General features: G+C 46.3%; 19 protein-coding genes. 10 read left to right on the top strand and 9 right to left on the bottom strand.

The features are described from left to right. Window positions 1-16: 16 nt before the first annotated feature. On the top strand, window positions 17-3,868 hold the full coding sequence (locus OSC7112_RS03300) for an alpha-mannosidase (RefSeq protein WP_015174566.1): 3,852 nt from the start codon (window positions 17-19) through the stop codon (window positions 3,866-3,868). A gap of 209 nt (window positions 3,869-4,077) precedes the next feature. Here the strand turns inward: OSC7112_RS03300 and OSC7112_RS03295 are convergent, their stop codons facing one another. Next, the gene (locus tag OSC7112_RS03295) at window positions 4,078-5,265 is read right to left on the bottom strand and encodes an anion transporter (RefSeq protein ID WP_015174565.1); all 1,188 of its coding nucleotides are present in this window, start codon (window positions 5,263-5,265) and stop codon (window positions 4,078-4,080) included. Window positions 5,266-5,333: 68 nt separating this feature from the next. Here OSC7112_RS03295 and OSC7112_RS39290 point away from each other — a divergent pair, with 68 nt between their 5' ends. The 3 genes from OSC7112_RS39290 to OSC7112_RS39285 all read left to right on the top strand — a co-directional run bounded on the left by OSC7112_RS39290 (window position 5,334) and on the right by OSC7112_RS39285 (window position 9,762). Continuing rightward, window positions 5,334-5,474: a hypothetical protein gene (locus OSC7112_RS39290; RefSeq protein ID WP_190274322.1), complete on the top strand. Its 141-nt coding sequence runs from the start codon at window positions 5,334-5,336 to the stop codon at window positions 5,472-5,474. An 87-nt stretch (window positions 5,475-5,561) separates the two neighbouring features. Then, window positions 5,562-9,515: a PAS domain S-box protein gene (locus OSC7112_RS03290; RefSeq protein ID WP_015174564.1), complete on the top strand. Its 3,954-nt coding sequence runs from the start codon at window positions 5,562-5,564 to the stop codon at window positions 9,513-9,515. Between the two features lie 43 nt (window positions 9,516-9,558). Then, on the top strand, window positions 9,559-9,762 hold the full coding sequence (locus OSC7112_RS39285; RefSeq protein WP_015174563.1) for a hypothetical protein: 204 nt from the start codon (window positions 9,559-9,561) through the stop codon (window positions 9,760-9,762). A 52-nt stretch (window positions 9,763-9,814) separates the two neighbouring features. Here OSC7112_RS39285 and OSC7112_RS03280 read toward each other — a convergent pair whose 3' ends face one another. Then, window positions 9,815-13,690 (bottom strand): tetratricopeptide repeat protein, encoded by a 3,876-nt coding sequence (locus tag OSC7112_RS03280; protein ID WP_263053615.1) that lies wholly within the window; start codon window positions 13,688-13,690, stop codon window positions 9,815-9,817. A gap of 27 nt (window positions 13,691-13,717) precedes the next feature. Next, window positions 13,718-14,080 (bottom strand): glycosyltransferase family protein, encoded by a 363-nt coding sequence (locus OSC7112_RS03275; RefSeq protein WP_015174561.1) that lies wholly within the window; start codon window positions 14,078-14,080, stop codon window positions 13,718-13,720. Between the two features lie 255 nt (window positions 14,081-14,335). Between OSC7112_RS03275 and rpiA the strand changes: the two genes are divergently transcribed. Then, entirely contained in the window at window positions 14,336-15,052 is a 717-nt protein-coding gene (gene rpiA, locus OSC7112_RS03270; RefSeq protein ID WP_015174559.1) for a ribose-5-phosphate isomerase RpiA, read from the top strand. On the opposite strand, the gene OSC7112_RS39280 is transcribed toward rpiA, so the two are convergent. Together OSC7112_RS39280 and OSC7112_RS39275 are read right to left on the bottom strand one after the other, a co-directional pair. Further along, entirely contained in the window at window positions 15,045-15,209 is a 165-nt protein-coding gene (locus tag OSC7112_RS39280) for a hypothetical protein (protein ID WP_190274321.1), read from the bottom strand. The two genes, rpiA and OSC7112_RS39280, sit on opposite strands and share 8 nt — an antisense overlap. 166 nt (window positions 15,210-15,375) lie before the next feature. Next, on the bottom strand, window positions 15,376-15,531 hold the full coding sequence (locus tag OSC7112_RS39275) for a hypothetical protein (protein WP_015174558.1): 156 nt from the start codon (window positions 15,529-15,531) through the stop codon (window positions 15,376-15,378). A gap of 1 nt (window position 15,532) precedes the next feature. On the opposite strand from OSC7112_RS39275, the gene OSC7112_RS03265 reads away from it, so the two are divergent. Continuing rightward, window positions 15,533-16,738, top strand: a complete 1,206-nt coding sequence (locus OSC7112_RS03265; RefSeq protein ID WP_015174557.1) for an aldo/keto reductase — start codon at window positions 15,533-15,535, stop codon at window positions 16,736-16,738. Between the two features lie 215 nt (window positions 16,739-16,953). Next, window positions 16,954-17,709, top strand: coding sequence for a Fe-Mn family superoxide dismutase (locus OSC7112_RS03260; RefSeq protein WP_015174556.1), 756 nt, complete (start codon window positions 16,954-16,956; stop codon window positions 17,707-17,709). A 70-nt stretch (window positions 17,710-17,779) separates the two neighbouring features. Here OSC7112_RS03260 and rsmG read toward each other — a convergent pair whose 3' ends face one another. After that, the gene (rsmG, locus tag OSC7112_RS03255; RefSeq protein ID WP_015174555.1) at window positions 17,780-18,523 is read right to left on the bottom strand and encodes a 16S rRNA (guanine(527)-N(7))-methyltransferase RsmG; all 744 of its coding nucleotides are present in this window, start codon (window positions 18,521-18,523) and stop codon (window positions 17,780-17,782) included. A 97-nt stretch (window positions 18,524-18,620) separates the two neighbouring features. After that, window positions 18,621-19,292 carry an ABC transporter ATP-binding protein gene (locus OSC7112_RS03250; RefSeq protein ID WP_015174554.1) on the bottom strand — a complete coding sequence of 224 codons (672 nt, stop codon included), beginning with the start codon at window positions 19,290-19,292 and terminating at the stop codon, window positions 18,621-18,623. A 436-nt stretch (window positions 19,293-19,728) separates the two neighbouring features. On the opposite strand from OSC7112_RS03250, the gene OSC7112_RS03245 reads away from it, so the two are divergent. Together OSC7112_RS03245 and OSC7112_RS03240 are read left to right on the top strand one after the other, a co-directional pair. Then, a complete protein-coding gene (locus tag OSC7112_RS03245; RefSeq protein ID WP_015174553.1) occupies window positions 19,729-20,745 on the top strand; it encodes a Sll0314/Alr1548 family TPR repeat-containing protein in 1,017 nt (338 codons plus the stop codon). A gap of 128 nt (window positions 20,746-20,873) precedes the next feature. Then, on the top strand, window positions 20,874-21,326 hold the full coding sequence (locus OSC7112_RS03240) for a DUF3531 family protein (RefSeq protein WP_015174552.1): 453 nt from the start codon (window positions 20,874-20,876) through the stop codon (window positions 21,324-21,326). 216 nt (window positions 21,327-21,542) lie between these two features. Here OSC7112_RS03240 and OSC7112_RS03235 read toward each other — a convergent pair whose 3' ends face one another. Further along, window positions 21,543-21,908, bottom strand: coding sequence for a phage holin family protein (locus tag OSC7112_RS03235; protein WP_015174551.1), 366 nt, complete (start codon window positions 21,906-21,908; stop codon window positions 21,543-21,545). 21 nt (window positions 21,909-21,929) lie between these two features. After that, window positions 21,930-23,021: a redox-regulated ATPase YchF gene (ychF, locus tag OSC7112_RS03230; RefSeq protein WP_015174550.1), complete on the bottom strand. Its 1,092-nt coding sequence runs from the start codon at window positions 23,019-23,021 to the stop codon at window positions 21,930-21,932. Window positions 23,022-23,142: 121 nt separating this feature from the next. Here ychF and OSC7112_RS03225 point away from each other — a divergent pair, with 121 nt between their 5' ends. Beyond that, window positions 23,143-23,499 carry a hypothetical protein gene (locus OSC7112_RS03225; protein ID WP_015174549.1) on the top strand — a complete coding sequence of 119 codons (357 nt, stop codon included), beginning with the start codon at window positions 23,143-23,145 and terminating at the stop codon, window positions 23,497-23,499. The last annotated feature ends 59 nt before the right edge of the window (window positions 23,500-23,558 follow it).

Here is a 23,558-nt window from a genome sequence, read left to right as displayed (position 1 = left end):
TTTATTTTAGCCAAATATGAGCGCTTCTGTGTCACCTGCTAGCAACAATATTTTTGCCACTGTCGAAAAGTTGCGCCGCCTCAGTCAAGTGGAGGTTCAGTCTGGTTGGAGGTACTGCGATTCTGACTCTGCTGTCTCTTCGGTAAATATTTGTAACGGGCCTGTTGCCGAACTTAACGGCAAAGGACATATTGCTTGGCCGTCGGGGAAGCAAGTTTTGTATCTGGGCCAGCAATTTGTAATTCCTGACAATTTGCACGGCTATCCTGTGGTTGGTTTGCGGTTGCTGCTGGGCTTGACTTGGTGGGCAGAAGATGCTCAAATTTTTGTGAACGGCGAGTTAGTCGGACGGGGAGATTTATTTGATTTTGCCGATCGAGTTTTGTTGAGTTCGTCGGCTAATCCTGGAGATGAATTTTTAGTAATTTTGCGGTTGGTAAGTCCGGGTCACGATAGCGGTGCTTTAGTGCGATCGATTTGTTTGTATGAAGCTGCTGACTCTTCTTGTTTCGATCCGGGTTTTGTAGCTGCCGAATTAGAGATTTTGCAAAATTCGCTAACTCTAAATTTAGATTTTATAAATTCCCAATACCTCTCCACCGAAATAATAGCAAATAACCCCATGTTTGTCAAGGGGGAATTGCTGAAATCTGAGATTGATTTGGCGCTTGGTTCGATCGATTGGTCGGCGGTGCGCGATCGCGAAAAGTTCGATCGCTCGCTGTCGGTTTTGCGGCACAATTTACTGGGATATCTGCGGGCTTTTTCTGGGGATTTAGATGAGGGAACCGCAGAGGGCGCAGAGGCCGCAGAGGGAGGAAGAAGAGAGGAAGTTTCGGAGGTTGGAGAAAATAGCAATGCTACATCTATATATATAGGAGAAAGTGGCGATCGGAGATATTTTTCTGGGGATTTAGATGAGGGAACCGCAGAGGCCGCAGAGGCCGCAGAGGGAGGAAGAAGAGAGGAAGTTTCGCAGGTTGGAGAAAATAGTAACGCTACATCTATATATATAGGAGAAAGTGGCGATCGGAGATATTTTTCTGGGGATTTAGATGAGGGAACCGCAGAGGCCGCAGAGGCCGCAGAGGGAGGAAGAAGAGAGGAAGTTTCGGAGGTTGGAGAAAATGGCAATGCTACATCTATATATATAGGAGAAAGTGGTGAGCTGACATCTATATATACAGGTAAAATCTATTTGGTGGGTCACGCTCATTTAGACTTAGCTTGGCTGTGGCCTGTCCCGGAAACTTGGGAAGCGGCAAAGCGAACTTTTGAGTCGGTATTGAAATTGCAATCGGAGTTTCCCGATTTGATTTTCTGTCATTCTACTCCGGCGCTTTATGCTTGGATGGAACAACATCGGCCGGACTTATTTGCTGCGATTAAAAAACAGGTGGCTGTCGGATGTTGGGAAGTTGTCGGCGGGATGTGGTTAGAACCGGATTTAAACTTGATTTCCGCTGAATCAATGGTGCGGCAAGTTTTTTACGGACAGCGTTATGCAAAAGAAAATTTTGGGGAATTGATGCGGGTGGCTTGGCTACCGGATACTTTCGGTTTTGGGTGGCAATTACCTCAGATTTTGCGGCAAGGCGGAGTTGATTATTTTGTGACGCAAAAGTTGCGGTGGAACGATACAACGGAATTTCCGCACGGTGTGTTTTGGTGGGAAGGGTTGGACGGTACTAAAATATTTAGCATGATGTCTGCTCCAATTGGTGAAAGCATAGAAGCTGTGAAAATGGCAAGTTATGCTTTTGACTGGCAAGTTAAGACTGGTTTGCAAGATGCTCTTTGGTTGCCTGGAGTTGGCGACCACGGCGGCGGCCCAACTCGTGATATGTTGGAGGTGGCGAAACGCTGGAAAATGTCGCCTTTTTTCCCGAAGTTGGAGTTTGCGAAAGCGGTTGATTATTTGTCTTTGATTGAGAGTCAGTTTTTGCCGGAAGTTGCGACAACTAGGCCAGAAAGCGATGTTCCAGAATCGGACAATCAGGAGAATTTGCGGGCGCGAGAATTTTCAAACTTGTCGGCAATTTCGGATGCAAATTCTCCCATCTCGCAACTCAAAACTATTCCCCGCACTCTCCCGATTTGGAAAGACGAACTTTATTTAGAATTCCACCGGGGTTGCTACACGACTCGCGCCGACCAAAAACGCCAAAACCGCCGCTGCGAAGAATTGCTCTACCAAGCGGAGTTGCTGTCTTCGCTGGCCACGATTTGTACTGGTGCGGTTTATCCGAAATCCGAGTTAGAATCTGCTTGGAAACAAATTTTGTTTAACCAGTTTCACGATATTTTGCCCGGTTCTGCGATCGCCCAAGTTTACACGGATGCTAATCTAGCCTTTGCGGAGGTCGATCGCGCTTGTCGCGAAATCCTGCTAAAATCTTTGGATGCCATCTCGGCTCAAATTTCTCTGCCGAATCCTCCGGCGCCCGACGCTCAACCGATTTTGATTTTCAATACTCTCAATTGGTCGCGCTCTGAAGTTGTCGCCGTACCGCTTCCCGATGCCGCTGATTCAGCTTGGCAAATTTACGATTTTTCCCGACGGCGATTGGTGTCGCAGATTGTCAGGGGCGATCGACCGCAATCGCAATCTACACTGTTATTCTGGGCAAATCATCTCCCCGCCGTTGGCTACCGGGTGTTTTGGCTGTGTCGCGAAGACGCTCAAACTGTAGATAATGCGTCCGCAAGTCCAGAAACCGAAAAAAAGACAGAGTTATCACAACTTACATACGGTATAGCACAAAAAAACACACCTTGTCAAGAAACGCATTTTGCAGCCGCACAAATGGTTGTAGAAAATGAATTTATTCGGGCAACAGTAGACGGCCAAAGTGGCAATTTATCCAGCATTTGGGATAAAGTAAATAACCGAGAAGTCCTGAATGCAGCAGGCGGCAATCAACTGCAAGCATTTCAAGACAGCGGTCAATATTGGGATGCTTGGAACATCGATCCAAATTATGAAAAACATCAACTACCAGCGCCGATACTGAAAGATATTTCCTGGATAGCACAGGGAGAAATACGGCAGAGTTTGCGGGTAGTCCGACAAATTGGCAAATCGGAGTTTTGCCAAGATTATATAGTAGAAATAGGTTCGCCGCTGCTGAAAATCAAGACAGTTGTAGATTGGCAGGAAAAGCACGTTTTAGTAAAAGCAGCCTTTGGGTTAAATGTAGAAGCAGATTTGGCAACTTGCGAAATTCCCGGCGGTGCGATCGCACGCACAACCAAGCCGCAAACACCCGCCGAAAAAGCCAAATGGGAAGTGCCGATTTTGCGCTGGACTGATATCAGCAATGACGGTTTTGGAGTGAGTTTGCTCAACGATTGCAAATACGGTTGCGACCTTCAACCGAATCGAATTCGGCTGACTTTGCTTCGGGGTTCGACTTGGCCGGATGGACAAGCAGATGTAGGAGTTTCCGAATTTACTTGTGCAGTGTATCCCCACAGCGGAAATTGGCAAGAGGCCGGCACAGTTAGGCGCGGCTGCGAGTTGAATTTGCCGCTGCTAGTAAAGGTGTTGCCGCAGTTGGGAGAAAATCGAAACAAGAGTTTACCTGCTGTTGGTAAATTCTTGGATTTGTCGGCCGACAATTTAGTTTTGATGGCTTTCAAACAGTCGGAAGACGATTCTAACGTGTGGATTTTGCGGTGTTGCGAATCCGAGGGGAAGGAGACTGTGCTAGAATTCAACAGTGACTTGGGATTAGAAATTGTAGAGCCAGTAGATTTGTTAGAACGGCCTGCCAATTTGTCTGAAAAGTTGCCCGAAGGACGAGGATTTAAGATAGAGCCTTGGAAAATCGCGAGTTTTGCAGTTGTCCCCAAAACAGACACCTAAAGACTTTATACCGAAATCTGGACTCGGCTGTAAACCTACATCTTTCCCTTTCATTTATTCTCTTCTCATCTCCCCTCTCCACCCTCTGTGGAACAGGCGTCCCGCCTGTGAATTTCTGCGGTTCATGGAAAAAAAATCAGTTGGCACAGGTAAAATCCCAAAGCTAAAATTTAATTGTACGAGCACGATGGTGCAATAATTATAGCCTTTTAGTACAGCCAAAAATAAGCTATTCCCAAAGTAACGAAAGTCAGCGGCAGCCCGAACCGCAAATGTTCTTTAAAAGTCAGCAAATCGCCTGATTTTCCTGCAACTTCAGCTACAATTAAATTAGCCACAGAACCCAACAAAGTTAAATTCCCCGCCAGGGTAGAACCCGCCGCCAACAACAGCCAAGCTTGCGTATCTGTTTTGACAATCACCGATTGCAGAACTAACACTGCGGGTACGTTAGAAATTAAGTTAGAAAGAATTACCGTTACTCCCAACAAACTCAGCGGCGTACCCGTCAAATTAGTTAAATTGTCCAACAAACCCAGTTGTTGAGTTGCTTTAGTCACCACAAACAATCCCGCAAACATTACTAGCAAATTCCAGTCAACGCCTTGCAAAATGCGATCGGACTTGACGCGCCTAGTAATTAACAATACACTGGCAGCTATCCAGGCAGATTCTGCTAAAGGTGCACCCGCTAAAAAAGCTACCAAAAGTCCTGCTGTCACCCACAAACTTTTTGCCAGTAAAGGCTTGAACAATCGATAGCGGACTTGGGGAACCTCCGGCAAAGATTTGCAAGAACGCACTTCTGGATAAAGCAACCACAGCCAAGCTACTTGAACCAGCAAACAAATTAAAGCGACTGGGGCGAGAGAGCCGGCAAATTCTAAATAACTAATTCCCGAAAAAGAACCGACGAGAATATTTTGCGGATTCCCACTGACAGTCGCCACCGAACCTAAATTAGTACCTCCGGCTAAAGCCAAAAGATAAGGGATAGGATTGAGAGACAAAGAGCGAGTCAGACTCAGTATTAAAGGGGCCAGCAAAATAGCAGTAGTGTCGTTAAGAAAAAATGCCGATAGAATGCCGCTGCCAAAAGTAACGGCCACCATAATGCCGAAAGGAGAACGAGTAAAGCGAGTTAAAAACTCCAAAGCGAGTTGAAAAAAACCCGATGCTCCCAAAGCGGAATTAACGACCATCATTCCCAGCAAAAAAACGATCGTATTGGGGTCGATCGCCTCCCAAGCAGTTTTCAGGTCGAGTATCCCCAAAGCCACCACAAAAGCTGACCCCATAATTGCAATCGCTGCCCTGTTCATCCGCAGCCCCGGCAAATATCCCAAACCGAATCCGAAGTAGGTCAGTCCCAATACTAGGTATTTGAGTGTTATCATATATACTTAAAACCATTGATTTCAGGTTTTTTTTATTGTCTAGGATGCTAAAAGTACAGACTGGGTAATTGCAGCTAAACCTGCTGGCATTGCAACTAGCGGGAAATATTGTCGGCAAACCGTGTACCAGCTACAAACAAACACAGTGGTTGGATGGGGAAGTGAAAACCAGCACGCTGGACAAGTGGCATTTTTGTTACAACTTGTAACTTTTTTCAAACAACAGGTTTAATTTAGTTTCACAAAAAAGTTAAATTCCAGAAGGTAAAATTAATTACAGTCGAGTTAAGCTAAAAGTGTTTGCTAAAAAAAGTCATTCAAGCAACCCCGAAACTAACTATTCTCACTTGAGCGACACGGACGGCGAGTTCGCGACAGCAAAACTTTCGTGCAGCCAACAAGTCGAACAAGATTGGTATGAAACTCTCTACGAGAATTTTCCGGGCATTTACTTCGTTCTAGACGCTTTGGGAAGAGTTTTTTCGCTCAATCAATTCGGCGCGTCTCGCCTCGCCTACAAATCGCAGGAATTAATTTGTCATTCAATTTTTAACATATTTTACTGCCAAGAGCAAGGGAAAATGCAGGCAGAATTTGCCCGATTAGCCCAGCCGGAAAACGGTACGCCAACTCCAAAAATTGCTTGTTGGGAAGGCTGCTTAACTTGCAAAGACGGCAGGATTATTAGGGTAAAAGCAACCGCGCGCCCAATGCCTGCGGTAAATTGGAAAATAGAGGAAAATACCAATGGTCGCTCAATTGCGAATTTCCAACGGCCGGCTGTACTGTTAGTTTGCGAAGAAATTAAGGCTGCTTCGCAGTCACCCCGGTCGCCCCACCAGAGAGGAAATTGGCGCAGTCCAACTTTAGCGATCGCAAAATTAGCCAAAAGTCAACTTAAAGAACGCAACAATATAGAAGACTTCATCCGCGAAGTAACAGAAACCGCTGTCAGTATTGTCAACTGCGATCGAGCCAGTATTTGGCTGTATGGCGAAGACAAAACGCAGCTTCACTGCATCGACCTTTACGAACAAAATACTAAACTCCATTCCGTACAAATAATCATCACAGCAGCCGACTGTCCGGCATATTTTCAAGCTTTAAAATCTGCAAGTGCGATCGCTACTGTGGCAGCAGAAAATGACCCGAGAACACGAGAACTTGTCAGTCTTTATTTGCTCGATCGGGGCACGACTTCCCTGTTAAACGTACCGATTGTGCTAGCAGGTCAAAGGTTGGGAATAGTCAGCGCCGAACGCCAGGGTTCCGACGGTGATTGGACGGAAGAAGAACACGAATTTACCCAAATATTAGCAGATTTTGTATCCTCAAGTTTGTCAGCTAGCGAAAAGTTAAAATTAGAAGCACTGCGGCACGAACAGCAGCAAAACTTGCTGACCCAATACTACGATCAACTAGAAGAAAGAGTAGAAAGACGCACTGCTGAACTCAAAAAAGCTAACCAAAAACTGCAAAAAGAAATAATTAAAAGAAAACAAGCAGAAGCCGAACTACGCCTGCAGCAACAAGAACAACAAATTATTTTTGATTCCGTGCCGGCGATGATTTGGCTCAAAGATACCGAAAGTCGCCTGCTGCGAATTAATCAAGCCGCCGCTGCATCGAGAGGTTTGCCCGCAGCTCAATTAGAAGGTAAATCTTTTTATGAAATCTATCCAGACGAAGCAGAGCAATATTATTTAGAAGATTTGGAAGTAATCAATTCCGGCGTTCCCAAGCAGGGGCAAGTCGAACTGCTACCAACAGTTTCGGGTCAAAAATGCTGGGTGCGGACAGATAAAATACCTTACCGCGACGAAACAGGTAAAGTCGCTGGTGTAATCGTGTTTGCCGTAGATATTACTGATTTAATTAGAGTCGAAAAAGAACTGCGAGAATATCGCGATCGCCTCACACAAAAAGTCGAAAAACGTACTGCTATGTACAGGCAAGCCATGACCGCTTTGTACTCGGCAAATACGCAATTGCAACAGTTAATTAACAACAGCTATTCTTCCGGCGCAAATGGCACCAGCTACTCAGCAGCGCACTTGCTCGAATGCGAAGCTTATTTTGAAGCAGTTGCCGTGGCTGACCGCGAGACAATTTTGAGCGTCAGCAGCAATTTTGCCCAACTTTTCGGTTACGAACCTGCGGAAATGGCGGGAATGAGCTTGCTGGAACTACTGTCGCCGAAATCATACAAACAGGCGCCGCAAATGATTTCGGCAGCCAGCAATACAGTCTGTGAAACTATTTTTCTCAGGCGAGATGGAACTGCTTTTCCTGCTGACGTTCGCAGCAAATTCGTTTTTTGGGAAGGTCGTTTAGTCCAGGTAAAAGCAGTCCGAGACCTCACGGAACGCAAATTGACCGCAGCAGAATTAGAGCGATCGCGGTCTCTGCTGCACGCTACCTTAGAAGCAACGGCAGACGGCATTCTCGCCGTTACTACCGCCGGAGAAATGATTAGTTATAACGAAAAGTTAGTTCAAATGTGGGGAATTTATGAAGAAGTTAGAAACTCAATGGATAGAACGGTGCGGCTGGCATTTCTCACTAAGCAAGTGAAAGATCCGAGAGCTTTTTTGCAGAGAGTTAAAGAATTTTATAGGGATGCGGAGTCGGAAGGCTGCGATCTTCTAGAATTTAAAGACGGCCGCACTTTTGAGCGCTACACGCAGCCGATTCGAGTCGGACAAAATATTATTGGCAGGGTGTGGCGCTTCCGCGATATTACCTCCCGCGAAAAGGTGACGGCAATGTTGGGAGATTCTCAAAGGCGCTTTCGGGCAATTTTTGATTCTTCTTTCCAATTTGTGAGCTTATTGAAACCGGACGGCACTCTGCTGGAAGCTAACCAAACTTCTCTGGATTTTGCGGGAATTAAGCTACGGGATGTGGCCAATAAACCGTTTTGGCGGTTGCCTTGGTGGGGAGATTCTGAGGAAGTTCAGGAACAGTTGCAAGAGGCGATTTCTCGATCGGCAAAAGGTGAATTTGTCCGCTATGAAGTCGAAGTTCAAGGTGTAAATCGGACGGCAACTGTTGATTTTTCTCTCAAACCGGTCGCGGATGAAACGGGCAAAATAGTATTGTTGCTGCCGGAAGGTCGGGACATTACTAAAAGCAAGCAAGCCCAAGTCGCGCTGCGGCAACAAATAGAACGGGAACGCCTGATCGCGCAGATTCAATCGCGCATCCGTTCTTCTCTGGATATCCAAGATATTCTCAACACTACAGTAGCGGAAGTGCGGGAGTTTTTGGCAACCGATCGCGTGCTGGTTTTCCGCTTCCGACCCGACTGGAACGGAGATGTGGTGGTGGAGTCGGTTGGAGAAGGATGGATGCCACTCAAGGGGATGGGAATTGACGATTGCTGTTTTGCCAATACTTACATCGGACAGTATTTAAAGGGTCGCATTCGCGCCATCGAGGATATTCATGCTTCTAATTTGACCGAGTGTCACATGAATTTTTTGGCGGGGTGTCAGGTGAAGGCAAATTTGGTAGTGCCGATTGTCCAGCAGGGAATAGAACCTCGGGAAGGTAACGGTTCTTGTCAAGTGCCGAAGTTGTGGGGTTTGCTGATTGCCCACCACTGTTCGGCACCCCGCCAGTGGCAGCAATTTGATATGGATTTGCTGAGTCAGTTGGGTACTCAAGTGGCGATCGCGATCGAACAATCTTTAGTTTACCAGCAGCTAGCTGCTGCCAACCAGCGGTTGGACGGGTTGGCGAATTTGGACAGCCTGACTCAGCTAGCTAACCGCCGCCGATTTGACGAGGTGATCAACCGGGAATGGGAGCGATCGAGCTCTTCGGAACCGCTATCTTTGATTATGTGCGACATTGACTGTTTTAAACTTTACAACGACAATTACGGCCACCAAGCCGGGGATGCTTGTTTGCAGCAAGTGGCGCGGGCGATCGGGGATGCTTGCACAAACGCACCCGCAGAACGCCTCTATTTGGCTGCTAGGTACGGTGGCGAGGAATTTGGGGTAATTTTGCCAAATACGGATATCGTGGCTGCACAGGCGGTTGCTGAGAGCATCCGCAGCCGCGTCAAAGCTTTGGCAATTCCCCACATCAAGTCTGTTGTCAGTGATTCTGTGACTCTCAGCTTGGGAGTTGCGGCAGTTTCACCAAGTCAAAATTCCCCGAAAATGTTGATTGAAGCTGCGGATAAGGCACTGTATCGAGCTAAGTCTGGCGGGCGCGATCGAGTGGCGATTAGTGAGTAGTCAGGTTATTTTAGATTTGAGATTTTAGATTTGGGACTTAGTGATGAAGCTGCTGGCTTCGAGCTTGTCTGCAGTTGCATTCTTTTTTGAAAGTGGTGTTACTAAAAAAGCGATCGCCCTAACTGGCATAAAGTTAGTGCGATCGCGGTACTATGAATCAGCTATTTATCTATCAGACTCGGCGCGGAATTTTTACGCATTTCCACGAAGATTGTTACAAGACTTCACAGAAAGAGGGGAAGAGTGAGAGATGCGGAAATTTTTCCTTCTAATAACCAATAACAGTCAACAGTCAACCGTCAACCGTCAACTGACAAAAGTTTTTGAAACACCCCATACATATCCTCAGCCAACTTTTTAGGATTCCACAAAGGTGCGAGATGTTCTGGCTGCTTAGATTTTACTAAATGCTCTTTCACCGCATTTCTGAAACCAGCATCGCGGCCAAACTTAACTCCCCACTGCGTGTATTCTTCCCAACTCCAGGCCGCACCGACATCAAGATTTGCACTTTTCAGAAAAGCGTAACCCATGCGCGAAAGATATTGGTCGCCGGAGCGAGTTACCACTGGCAAATTCGCCCACAAAGCCTCTAAATTGTGAGTTCCCCCGTTGTAAGGATAGGAATCTAAAAGCACGTCGGCTACATAATAAATAGCGCGATGTTCTTCTTCACTTCTGGTTTGACCTATAAACTTAATCCGACCAAAATCTACTCCCTGAATTTCGCATTCTTGGCGGTAAGTGCTGTGAATAACATCGGGGTCGCCTTGACCTTTGCGGATTAACAAACTATCTGGTACTTCCTTAAGGATTTGAACTTGAGCTCGTACCATTTCGGGATTGGTTTTTCTCCCAGGCGCAACGCACAGATAAGTCATTTGATCTAAGCCAATTCCGAGAGCGTTTCTAATCGCCTCTCGATTTACAGGAATGCTTTGCAGTGCGCCAATTGCTACCGAACAAGCAGGCAATCTTACTAACTGTTCTAAGTAATTTTTTTCAACACCAGGGGGGTGAGTGTGTTCGTCGCACAGAAAGTAGTGATTATCTGAAATGTAGGGTGCGTCGAATCCCAGCCAAGAAACGCAAATTCCCGCAGGATATTGGTATAAAACTTCCACATTTGTTGGCACTGTCATCGAGTCTAAGTCTATCAAAACATCCAAGTTGTCTTGCGCTACTTCGGCGAAGATTTCACCGCCATCAGCAAAGCCGTTTGGATATTTTTTAGGCCAGTAAAACTTGCCCGCCATGTCTTCAAACCGCTGCGTAACTTCATCTCGGTGGAGTTTGCCGGTGACGTAAAGGTGAACGTGGGGGGTGATGTGGCTTAATTCGCGAATTAAAGCTTCGCTGCACCAGCCTACCGAGTGGCGGCGGAAGTGTTTGGAAAGGAAGCCGATTTTTAAAGGACGCTGTTCTTTGGTTTGGTAATTGGCTAGGTTGCTTCTGTTAACTTGCTGCCGCAGCGGGACGGCTTTTTGGTAGTATTCTTTGGCAATTAGTCGGTAGAAGCTGGCATTTTTTTCGCGGTTGTCTCGCAGGTGAGAAACTGCAAACAGGAAGATTTCGTAGAGCAGTTTTAGTTCGATTACGCTAAAGGTTTCGACCTTTTCGTAGCAGAGTTTTTCGATTTCTTCGAGTTTTTGAATTGCCTGTTTGCTGACACCTGATTGCAGGTAGGAAAAGACGTAGGCTGTAGCTGACATGACTGGGGCATTTTCGCCGCAGTTTTCGCAGTATTTGTCGGCTACGCTGCGGGCTCCGGCGAGGTTGGTGGAATGGCTTAGCAAGTCGCACAGTTGTTGGTAGGCTTCGCTAAAATTGGGGTTGCATTCGATCGCCTTTTCAAAATTGGCGATCGCCTCCAACGGCTTATCTTGTTTCTGAATGTGTCCCATCCGGCAGTAAACCTCTGCCCAATTCGGTTTTAATCCCAGAGCTTGCTGATAGCTGGCTAGAGCTTCTTCCAGCCGCCCCTGCATGGAAAAACAATTGCCGAGGTTAGCGTGAACTTCCGGCCAGTCGGGCTTAATTTTCAGAGTGTTTTGATAATTAGTAATTGCTTCGTCGTACTTGTTTTGCTGTAAAAAAGAGTTGGCTATATTGAAGTGCAAAACTTCTAAGTGCGGCTTTAAAGCTACAGCTTTCTGATAGTAAGCGATGGCGGCTTCGAGATTGCCTTGTTGCGATCGCGCGCTGCCGATGTTACCGTAAGCTTCGGCCCAATCCGGTTTAATGGCGATCGCTTTTTCGTAGCATTCGATGGCTTCGTCGCGCTTTCCTTGGCTGAAAAGTCGATTACCTAAGTTAAAGTGGAAGTCGGCACCGACTAGCTGCGGGTTGAGTTCGGATGTTCTTTTAAAACAGGCGATCGCTGCTTCGATGTTGCCGTGTTGGTGATATACTTTCCCTAAATTCCAGTGAGCTCCCGCTAAATCGGGACTCAGGGCGATGGCTTGCTGGTAATGGGCGATCGCTTCTTCCAAACGCCCCATTTTGAAATACATACTGCCGATATTGGCGCGCACTTCCGCAAAATTTGGCTGCAACACTAGGGCTTGAGAATACGATCGAATCGCAGCTTCAGTTTTGCCTTCTGCTTGCAAGGCATTACCTAAAGTGACGTAAGCGTAGATGAAATCCGGTCGAATTTTTAGCGCTTGCTGACAAGCTGCGATCGCCTCTTTAATTTTACCTTGAACTAAAAACTGTTCTGCGAGTTTATTGTACGGTTCTACTTCTTCAAAATTGGCAACTTGTCCGCTATCTGGAACATTGAGCGAGGTAACTTGTTCGGAAAGTTCGGCGGGGTTTGTAAACGGAGTATTTAAAGTCTCAGTGGTGGGCGCTGGCGGCAAATTGATACTCGAAGGCTGCAAGCCGTAGCCTTCATCTTTGTTGACAGATACTGGTTGCGCTGCGCCTGATTCTGTTTCTAATTCGATAAAGTTGCTGTCGGTAGTTTGCCGCTGTTTTTGTGCGAGCAAACTCGATAGTTTCTCAGCAGCGCTGGCATCTCCCGGTTGCTGTTGCAGCACTTTTTGATAGCAAGCAATGGCTGCATCTAACTTTTCTTGCTGCTGCAAAACGCTGCCAAGCATCAAATTAACTGAGCTTAATTGAGGATTAATGGCGAGAGCTTTTTGGTAATAATTAGCCGCCTGTTCCAATTCCCCTAACTTGTAATACATACTGCCGAGATTCGCGCTGGCTTCGGCAAATTCCGGCTGAATTTCTAAAGCTTGCAAGTAAGCTTGAATTGCCATTTCTAGCTTGTTTTGACTGTGCAGGGCATTGCCCATTGTCAAGTAAGCAGCAGCAAAATTCGGTTTGAATTTAATCGCGAGATTGCAAGAGGCGATCGCCTTTTCAAATTCTCCTTGTAAAGCATAAACTTCCGCCAACTTTTTATGAACTTCCGCATCTTCGGGATTGAACTCTAAAGCTTTCTGATAGTTCTCGATGGCGCCACCGAGATCGCCTCGATCTTTCAGCCAATTTCCCTTTTGAAAATAATCTCTCACTGCCTCTAAACCTACTAAAGAATTCCCGATCATTTGCTCTGCCACTCTTACAGGTTTTACACTAATAATATTCAACCATTCTAGCCACTCTCGGGATCGTGCAGACCAAGTACAGCATCGATTTATATATTCTACCTGCTGTCTCAGATGATTTTCAGCAGTTGCGCCGCCCGTACCCCTACCCTCATTTAATACTCCGACTACGGCCTCTAAAAACTGCCTTGTATATTCCTCCCAATCTGGTTGGCCCGCACGCTTCCAATTAGTTATCGATGCAAAATTTTCCACCCCTGACATTGAAACTAGACGGGCAAACCCAGCAGTTGTTTCCGGCAAAGCTGCCAATTCACTCGTCACAATCCGGCAACCGCAGGCCATCGCCTCCATCACGGCAATAGATGAGGTTTCCAAATAGGTATTCGGGTAAGCTAAAACCGCGACAGAAGGCAGTTGCCGGACGAGTTCGGGTTGCGGCAGGGAACCGACGTACTCGACGCCTTCTGTTTCCTGGCACTGGCGGTAAAGTTGACCGAAAAAAAGCTGGTTTTCATTGTCGTCTATTTGGTGTACTTTCATGCTTGAAAATACTTTTAATCTGGTTCCGGGGACAGATTGACGAATTGCGGGAAAGACTTTTAACAAAATATCGAGTCCGCGAAATGGAGTGCTGGTTTAAGCTAGAATGGGCGGTCGAGATTTATGAGAGAGGAGAGAAATATTATCGGCGAAAATGTTAGCAAAAAAAGGTGCGATCGCATTTCTTAAAACACAACTGCGATTGGAGTCAATCCCAAAGCGCCGGTGAAATTGCTCGCGCTGCCAGTCGCTAACAAATACAAAGGCGTCGCAAGCATTGATTTCTCGAGCATTATTGAAATCTTGGAGGAATACAAAGCCGGGTTCGTTATGAATCCACAAAATTAATTGAGTGCGATCGCCCAAAAGCGGCTTGATTTCCAGCGCTTTGCCGACTATATTGACTATAACTAAAAAATCGAGCGATCGCAGCAATTCTAAATTAGATTTGTCCCCCACCCTGCGCCTGCAATCAACGCCGCGCGAAATCCCATTTTCATCGTGGCAATTATCCGCCGATTTGTGAACTAGATTTTTTTTATTGAACCGCAGAGTACGCAGAGGGCGCAGAGAAAAAAGAGAGAAGTTCCCACTTGAAATAATTTGCGAGTTCCCTCTCTTCTTCTTCTTCCTCTCTGCGTTCTCTGCGCTCTCTGCGGTTAAATAAATCCATAATAAATGGTATAATCTTAAAACTATTGAGGAGTACCGAACATGACCGCAGAACAAGATCCCGTAAAATTGATGAAACAGCAAGTCGGCTTTGCTGCCGCCGATCGCGTACAATCTGGTATGATTGTCGGACTCGGCACCGGGTCAACTACAGCTTATACTATTCAAGCATTGGGCGATCGCATAAAATCCGGTCAACTCAAAGATATCAAGGGAGTGCCGACATCTTTTCAATCAGAAGTGTTAGCCAAACAGTACGGAGTACCGCTGACAACACTGGATGAAATTGACAGAATAGATGTGGCTATTGACGGCGCTGATGAAGTAGATCCCCACCTCAACTTAATTAAAGGTGGCGGCGCAGCCCACACCCGCGAAAAAGTAGTCGATTACCTCGCCACTCAGTTTATTGTAGTAGTTGACAGTTCCAAAATTGTAGATAAATTGGGTTCGACTTTTCGCGTGCCCATCGAAGTTATACCGATGGCATTAACACCAGTGATGCGCGCCATTGAAAAATTGGGTGGCAAACCCGAACTCCGCATGGGTGTGAAAAAAGCAGGCCCCGTAATTACCGATCAAGGTAATATGGTAATTGATGTCAAATTTGATGACATTGCCAACCCCGGAGAAATGGAAAAAACATTGAATAACATTCCCGGTGTGTTAGAAAATGGTTTGTTTGTAGACTGTACAGATTTGGTTTTAGTCGGCGAAATCCAAGACGGAAAACCAGTAGTACGGGAGATTTCTAAATAGTCAAAACGGCCCCAGTGGTGGTCAAAAACTCTTTGTGGAACAGGCATCTTGCCTGTTCAGAAGAATGCTGCAAAAACTCTTTGTGGAACAGGCATCTTGCCTGTTCAGGAGAATGCTGCAATATGGGAGTTACAACCCGCAAAAATACCAAAAACAAGGTTTATTACCCTATAAGCTGTTGTGCATTTAATTTGTATGTTGAGGGCGGGCTCTCCTGCCCACCCCACGGAAAAATTTATTTTACTATGCAATTTAAATGCGGATTAGCTTAGCAACCTCCAAGACTATTAAGAAGTTCTTAATCAGTGACACCCTTGCGATTGTTACATCTTCCTTCTTGCTTCTTCCGGACATCCTACATCCGTTACATCCCGTACATTGCTCGTTGCCGAACTTCCTTCTTCCGGACATCCTACATCCGTTACATCCCGTACATTGCTCGTTGCCGAACTTCCTTCTTCTATAGCTTTGACTTTCATTATGATGCAATATCGCAGATTCGGTCGCACAGAATTATCCATGCCCGTCTTTTCCTGCGGTGGCATGAGATATCAGTACAAATGGCAAGACGTGCCAGCCAATGAAATTCCCCCAGACAATCAACAAAATCTAGAAGCGACGATTCGCTACTCGGTTGAATGCGGCATCAATCACATAGAAACTGCTCGCGGTTACGGCACTTCCGAGATGCAACTGGGGCTAATTTTGCCGAACTTTCCCCGCGAAAAATTGATAGTGCAAACGAAAGTTAGTCCCAAACCAAACTCCCAAGAGTTCCGCGAAGAGTTTGAAAAATCCTTAGCTTATTTGCAACTGGAATACGTCGATTTACTGTCGCTGCACGGCATTAATACGTGGGAATTGCTAGAGGATTCTATGCGTCCGGGCGGCTGCATGGATGTGGCGAAAAAGTTGCAAGCAGAAGGCAAAGTTAGGTTTATTGGTTTTTCCACTCACGGCCCGACGGATGTGATTGTCAAAACAATTGAAACCAATCAATTTGATTATCTTAACTTGCACTGGTACTACATCAATCAAATTAATTGGCCGGCTATTGAAGCGGCTAAACGTCACGATATGGGCGTTTTTATTATCAGTCCTTCAGACAAAGGCGGTCAACTTTACAGCCCGCCGCAAAAATTGGTAGATTTGTGCTATCCGCTGAGTCCGATGGTGTTTAATGATTTGTTTTGTTTGTCGCATCCGCAAGTACACACTTTGAGTTTGGGCGCAGCCAAACCTGAAGATTTTAACGAGCATCTGAAAGCTGTAGAATTGTTAGATAGAGCCGATGAAATTTTGCCACCGATATTAGAAAAACTTGAAAAAGCAGCCATTGATAAATTAGGAGAAGATTGGTTTAAGACTTGGCACGTCGGTTTACCAACTATCGAAAATACTCCCGGAGGTATTAATATTTATGTGATTTTGTGGCTGTGGAATTTGGCGCAGGCTTACGATACGATCGACTATTGCAAGATGCGCTACAACCTTTTAGGTAATGGGGGCCACTGGTTCCCGGGCCAAAAAGCCGTAGCTTGCGGGGCGGAACGCCATCGTCTCGATGAATTAGACTTGCGCCGCTGTCTCGCCCACAGTCCCCACGCTGCTAAAATTCCCGGTATTCTGAAAGCAGCCGATCGGCTTTTTGGAGGTCAAGCCATCCAGCGCTTGTCCCAAGAATAATCGCAAAAAAAACCCGGTTTCGAGGCAGAAACCGGGTTGGTGAACCGGAGCACGTGAGTTAGTTACGCGCACACAATTAGCCTATACTTGAGAAACTCTCACAACCATCGCCCATCCGTCTCATCCATTCGGGCGATACAACTTTTTTTATCAACTCGCTCCCATTTTGCTTTAATCTGAGATAAAACAGTTAATAATTCACTTAGGTACTTTTTATGACTCTCAAACGCCGAGATTTCTTGTATTTGGTGACTGCCACCGTCGGAGCTATTACCGCAGGTGCTTGCCAAGCGTCAGGAAATAATGTATCGCAAGCAAGTCCAATTGCAGAAAGCCCAAAAATAGCCCAAACTCCGGGGCCTTTTACACTTCCGCCTTTGCCCTACGAATACAATGCTTTAGAACCGCACATCGATGCGCGGACAATGCAATTTCACCACGACAAACACCACGCCGCCTACGTTAAAAACCTCAACGATGCTGTCAGTAAATACCCGCAACTCAAAAATATCACTGCGGAAAATATGCTGCGAGATTTGAGCAAAGTGCCGGAAGATATTCGCACAGCAGTTCGTAACAATGGCGGGGGACACCTAAATCACAGTATGTTTTGGGAAATCATGAGTCCCAAAGGTGGCGGCGAACCGACAGGGGCAATTGCAACAGCAATTAAGCAAACTTTCGGCAGTGTTGACGATTTTAAAGCAAAATTTAACGATGCAGGCGCCAAGCGTTTTGGCAGCGGTTGGGTGTGGCTAGTCCGCAATAAAGCTGGCAAACTTGAGATTACAACTACGGCAAATCAAGACACTCCTTTGATAGATGGCAACTATCCAATTATGGGTAACGATGTTTGGGAACACGCTTATTATCTCAAATATCAAAACCTGCGCGCAGACTACTTAAAAGCTTGGTGGAATGTGGTTAATTGGGCGGAAATTAACAAGCGCTACGAAAAGGCGATCGGGTAGTTTTCGATTAGATGAAATACAGGACAGGGCAGATGAAATACAGGACACGGTAGTGCCGTGTCCCTACTAGCTAGCGGACGGGACGATCGAACTGCCGTGCAACTTTCCGCAAGTAAACGCAGTGCCGCGCCCCCTGACTCGTGGGCGTTGTGAATGCTTCGACTGACTCAACTTTACCGCCCAAATGCTCGATCGCCCTTTGCAACTCGGTCTCTTCCTCCGCCGTCCAATTCCCACGGTAAAGTACCGCCAAACCGCCATTTTTTAGCAGGGGCAGCGCGCATTTAGCGCACAGAGGAGCGGCTCCCACTGCTCGGAGAACTGCTAAATCGTAAGCTTGTTTGTGCTGCGGCACTCTGGCAATTTCATCGGCTCTGCCCAACAAAGTCGCCGCATTTTCTATTCCTAAAGACGGCACAACTGTTTCCAAAAAAGTAATTTTTTTGCGCGTAGAATCGAGCAACGTAACTGATAAATGCGGCAGGGCGATCGCGATCGGCAGACCCGGAAAACCCCCACCCGTCCCAATGTCGATCGCTTTGAGCACCGACTCGGCGGACAATTCGGGATTTTCCGCCGAATTGTGATTAGCTGGCAGCAGTCTGGCAATTCCCCGCAGAGAATCCCACAAATGTTTTTCCCAAAACTCCATCGGCTCAGTAATTCGAGTTAAATTCAAGGAGCGATTTCCCTCGACAACTAACTCATAAAGTCGCTGAAATTGTTGTTGCTGCGACTCATCCGGCTGCCAATTCAGCGTTTTTTGCCACAACTCGTTCATCTGGGGCAACACAGGCATTGTCATCTGATTCATCTTCTATTCCCACTCTTTTGTAAGCTCTGCAAATTCTCTGCACTTAAAAATGCTTCATAATGCGATAGACCCGCCCGCACTAACTAATGACTAATGACTAATGACTAACAAAACTCGTTTCCTTAGCTTCTAATTTAGCCCGATCGACCTCCTGCAAATCCCCGCGGTCTAAAGTCCAAAAGCGATCGGCAACGCTCAGCAAATCGCTAGCATCGTGAGTAACAATCAACAAAGTCCAGTGACTTTTCAACTTGCTCAACAAGCTTACCAACTGCCGCCGCATCGACCAATCCAAACCCGCCGTCGGTTCGTCCAAAAGTAGCAAATGCGGCTGCCGAATTAGCTGCACCGCCAGGGCAACCCTGCGCTGTTGTCCGCCGCTCAAAGCGTGGGGGGAAGCCCGCAGCGGCAAATGTCCGAGCCCCACTTCTGCCATTGCTGAGTTAATTTGTTCTTGTCCCAATTCAGGATGTCCCAGTCGCAATTCTTCTAAAATTGTGCCTCCGCAAAAATGCCTTTCTGGAAACTGGAACACTAAACCTCCTAACTGTTGCAAGTGTTCGGGTGTTAATTCTTGTTCCCGCCAACGGATGTCGCCGCTAGTTTTTTCCGCTAAACCTGCTAATATTTCTAATAGCGTACTTTTGCCAGAACCGCTGCGACCCACAATCAGCCCCATTTGCTGCGAGGGAAGTTCTAAGTTAATATTTTTCAGAATAGCATTCGGACAGGCTGTAGGATGATATACTAAGTTTTTTAGATAAAGCATTAACGGCAGTTGTTAGTTGGCAGTTGGCAGTTGGCAGTTGGCAGTTGGCAGTTGGCAGTTGGCAGTTGTTAACAGTCTACAGTCTACAATCAAAAAAATAGTTATTGTTGGAGCGGGGAACTTCTGGTTGGGCTATTGATAGTTAAGGCTGTTTTTGGCTGGGGTCAATCGCACGCAATTATTTTACATAAATCTTAACAAAATTTTCCTTTTTTTTCAGGATTGGCGTTTGCTTTTTCAGTTTTTTGATGGTATATTTTAACAATGGAAATATGTTCGTTTATCACTGAAAAGTCACACTCCGATTATTAAAATATACCGCAACAGCTAGAAAAAATCAAGCAAATTTCACTCTTTTTTTGGTCGCGGCCCGAGAGTCTGAAAATTTAACTCTCTTGTTTCTAGTTTACAGTATATTCCATTGAGAGAATTGACGATGACGAAAACCCCTTTAGCATCGCTGGGCAAGCAAATGTTAAGTTCTAAACAGAGAGTGCGGGCGATCGCTGCTGCACTGGCGATCGCCCTCAGCATCTGCATTAACTCGGCAGTAGCGGGCGATCCGTTTCGCAGCAGCAACCCGCAGGCGATCGGGCCCAACACCGAAACCGCTTTCAAAACAATGTTTCAGCAAGGAAACTACAAACAAGCAAAAACTCAAATTCAACAAGCAGTATCAGCCGAACCAAACGAGCCGCTAGCCTATGCAATGGCAGCCTCCCTCTCATACATCGAGCAGGACTTAAACTCGATGAATTCCTACGCGCAAAAAACCCGCGAAGTCGGCGAAAAATTGGCGAAAACTAATCCATTGCGCGGCAACATCTACACAGCAGCAGGTCACTTTTTAGAAGGGGCGAACATTATAGCCAAAGAAGGAACAGCCAAAGGCGCGCCCCAAGCACTCAACAAACTGCGAGTAGTATTTCAATACCTAGATGCCGCCGATAAAATAGCGCCCAACGACCCCGAACTCAACCTGCTAAAAGGCTACATGGACTTAATGCTAGCCACAAACCTGCCCTTTTCCAACCCCAGCGAAGCAATTCAAAGACTCGAACAAAAAGCCTCTCCTCGCTACTTAGCTTATCGCGGCATGGCAGTAGGCTATCGAGACTTGAAAAAGTACGATCGCGCTTTAGAGTTTGCCAACAAATCCCTAGCAGAAACGCCAAATAATCCCGAAGTTCTCTATCTAAAAGCACAAATTTTGTTCTCTCAATCCCAGGGGAAAGACGGCAACAAAACCTTACTTGAGGAAGCCCGAAAAAACTTCGACGCAGCCTTAGCAAAACCCGACCAACTGCCGCGCAGTTTAGTAGCCGAAATCTTCTTTGAGCAGTGCAGAACCCGGAACCGTCTCGACAGCAAATCTCGCGACTGCGACCCGATGCGCGATAAAATCAGAGATGCAGATGGAGTCTGGGGGCCGGCGGCCTTACCACCACTATAACAAGAGTCAGAGGGGAAGTCAGAAGTCAGGAGTCAGGAGGAAAATTTTTCCTGTCTCCCTCTCTCCCACTTTTCCTCTCTCCTGCAATCCAATTCCTGCAATTCCATTCCCTTTCTTTGATAAAATTGATGCAAGTAGAGTTTCGCGAGTTTAACCCCTTTGACCTCTGGATTTGGCTGAAGTTCAGCAACGTGCCTTCAAACGGTGAAAAACAGTATGTTGAAGAAGTGTTTGACTCTTGGTTTTTCTTGGGAAAACTGGGAGGATTTAATGCGGAAAATTTGCAAGTTCAAGATGAAGGCTTAGATATCAGTCAGATGAATTACGATGTTAATCTAGCCGACCAAAGCATGATGGCTTTGATGCACAATATGGGAGAAATGGAGTATCAAGGTTCTTGGGCTCGCTGCTGGTTTGATTTGGGAACTAGCGATGCAATTGGCCTCGATGTTTTGATTAATGTTTTCCAGCAACTCAGCAAAGAATTCGTAACGATTGAAAAACTCATTATTGGCGGGGAAAATACAGACTGGCCCGTTGACAACAGTCGCCGTCGAGAGGCTTTTGCTGCTGATAATTAGTGATTAGTAATTACTCATTAGGGGCGGATTCTACTCGTTACTATGCTCTGCCTGGTAACACAGATCCGGAGGCTCTGCCTCCTATGAAAGCTGCTCCGAAAGCGAGGCAGAACCTCTGGACATTGATTCCTAGGCTCTGCCTAGGAACCAGTTAACTAGAGATATTTGCTATAGCTAACAAGATAGATAAACCCGCCTCTACCGCGTTACCTCGATCTACCGTACACTTGGCAGCGTACTCAACAACTGATAGAGAAGAGAGTTAATAAAACCGAGGGCGATCGCCCCCAGCAAAGCACTCCAAATTCCCCAGCGCAACCGAAATCCTTCGACTAGCCAAGCCGCCAATCCAAAGATAATCGCGTTGATAACAATTATCCACAAACCAAAAGTTACCAACACCAGTGGAAAACCCAAAACGACAAAAAGCGGTCGCACCAAAGCATTCAGCAATCCAAAAACCGCCGCCGAAATCATCGCTTTTCCAAAAGTGTCAATGTCCACCCCGATGGGCAACTTGGAAATGATAAAAAAGCTCACAGAAGTAACCAGCCAAGCAATTACCAGCGAAACGATATCCATGTGCCAATCTCCTTAAAAAAGCTAAACATTAAATCGGAACAACAGTACATCCCCCTCTTGTACAACATACTCCTTTCCTTCACTGCGAACTAAGCCTTTTTCCTTAGCTGCATTCATCGCGCCCGTAGCAACCAAATCTTCATATGCTACAGTTTCGGCCCGGATGAAACCCCGTTCAAAATCAGAGTGAATAACCCCCGCAGCTTGCGGTGCTAACATTCCCGCGATAATAGTCCAAGCGCGAGTTTCCTTCGGGCCGCTAGTAAAATAAGTCCGCAAACCCAATAATTCGTAAGTAGCTCGAATCAGAGATTTCAAGCCACCTTCTTTTACCCCCAGAGATTCTAGGAAATCCGTTCGTTCTTCCTCTGATAACTCCACCAATTCTGACTCAACTTGCGCCGAAACTATGACAACCTTAGCATTTTCTTTAGCTGCTACTTCCCGCACTTGTTCGACATAGCTATTTCCAGTTGCTAAATCGTCCTCAGATACGTTGGCAGCATAGATAATTGGTTTGTTGGTCAGTAATTCCAAACCTTTAACTAATTCAGCTTCTTCATCTGTGAAATTGTACTGCCGCGCCGGTTTGCCGGCATTCAAAACTGCGACTAATTTTTCGAGTACATCCACTTCTGCCTGAGCTTCCTTGTTGTTGCGGGCCAGCTTGCGAGTGCGATCGAGCCTGCGTTCAATTTGAGCTAAATCTGCTAAAATTAATTCGAGATTGATAATGTCAATATCTCGGATCGGATCGACAGAACCCGCAACGTGAATGATGTCGTCATTCTCAAAACAGCGGACAACATGGACGATCGCATCTACAGCCCGAATGTGAGACAAAAACTGATTTCCCAGTCCTTCCCCCTGACTCGCCCCCTTCACCAAACCCGCAATATCCACAAACTCCATCCGTGTCGGCACAGTTTGCGCGGAATTGGAAATATTGCTCAGCACGTTCAACCGTTCGTCTGGCACTGCCACGATACCCGTATTTGGCTCGATCGTACAGAAAGGAAAATTAGCAGCAGTCGCCTTGGCATTAGCAACCAGAGCATTAAACAAGGTAGATTTGCCAACATTAGGCAGTCCGACAATTCCGGCAGTAAGCATAGGTATTTAGAAACATATCACTGTTTCAAAATATCATAAGCAATAGCAATATATCTGACTTGTCCCTTCTAACTTCTACAGCTAAGCTTGAATAAATATCTAACTTGAGGTAGATGGCTCAATGGTTAACAACTGGTTGAGCAAAGTAACGGTCGCTGCGGGGCTGTCGCTGCCACTGGTAGCGCTGACAGCACCTAGCGTCTTGGCTGGGATGGTCAAAGTTTCGGTGATTAACAACAGCGGCAAGACGATGACAGCCGTTTATATGTCTCCTCCCGATCGGGATACTTGGGGAGAAAACGAGCTAGACGCCCCGATTGCCGATCGGGACAAGGCAGATTTTGAGTGGAATCAAGCTGACTACGGCGGCTCGGATGCGGGCTGTATTTTCGATGTCAGGGCCGAATACTCTGACGGCAAATCCACTGATTTGGATGCTGTTGACCTTTGCAAAGAGACTGCGCTCAACTTCAATTAATCGATAATTTAGGCAAAAACCGAGTTTTTTCAAGTCTGATATTCATCAAAAAGATTGGG

The sequence above is a fragment of the Oscillatoria nigro-viridis PCC 7112 genome (genome assembly GCF_000317475.1).
GTDB lineage: Bacteria > Cyanobacteriota > Cyanobacteriia > Cyanobacteriales > Microcoleaceae > Microcoleus > Microcoleus nigroviridis.
The sequence above is the reverse complement of the archived record's forward strand: the minus strand, read 5'-3'. Positions and strand labels throughout refer to the sequence as shown.

Coding starts and splice junctions, on each gene's coding strand:
- OSC7112_RS03300 (WP_015174566.1), top strand. CDS start 17: ATGAGCGCTTCTGTGTCACCTGCTAGCAACAATATTTTTGCCACTGTC.
- OSC7112_RS03295 (WP_015174565.1), bottom strand. CDS start 5,265: ATGATAACACTCAAATACCTAGTATTGGGACTGACCTACTTCGGATTC.
- OSC7112_RS39285 (WP_015174563.1), top strand. CDS start 9,559: ATGAAGCTGCTGGCTTCGAGCTTGTCTGCAGTTGCATTCTTTTTTGAA.
- rpiA (WP_015174559.1), top strand. CDS start 14,336: ATGACCGCAGAACAAGATCCCGTAAAATTGATGAAACAGCAAGTCGGC.
- OSC7112_RS39275 (WP_015174558.1), bottom strand. CDS start 15,531: ATGAAAGTCAAAGCTATAGAAGAAGGAAGTTCGGCAACGAGCAATGTA.
- OSC7112_RS03265 (WP_015174557.1), top strand. CDS start 15,533: ATGATGCAATATCGCAGATTCGGTCGCACAGAATTATCCATGCCCGTC.
- OSC7112_RS03260 (WP_015174556.1), top strand. CDS start 16,954: ATGACTCTCAAACGCCGAGATTTCTTGTATTTGGTGACTGCCACCGTC.
- rsmG (WP_015174555.1), bottom strand. CDS start 18,523: ATGAATCAGATGACAATGCCTGTGTTGCCCCAGATGAACGAGTTGTGG.
- OSC7112_RS03250 (WP_015174554.1), bottom strand. CDS start 19,292: ATGCTTTATCTAAAAAACTTAGTATATCATCCTACAGCCTGTCCGAAT.
- OSC7112_RS03245 (WP_015174553.1), top strand. CDS start 19,729: ATGACGAAAACCCCTTTAGCATCGCTGGGCAAGCAAATGTTAAGTTCT.
- OSC7112_RS03240 (WP_015174552.1), top strand. CDS start 20,874: ATGCAAGTAGAGTTTCGCGAGTTTAACCCCTTTGACCTCTGGATTTGG.
- OSC7112_RS03235 (WP_015174551.1), bottom strand. CDS start 21,908: ATGGATATCGTTTCGCTGGTAATTGCTTGGCTGGTTACTTCTGTGAGC.
- ychF (WP_015174550.1), bottom strand. CDS start 23,021: ATGCTTACTGCCGGAATTGTCGGACTGCCTAATGTTGGCAAATCTACC.
- OSC7112_RS03225 (WP_015174549.1), top strand. CDS start 23,143: ATGGTTAACAACTGGTTGAGCAAAGTAACGGTCGCTGCGGGGCTGTCG.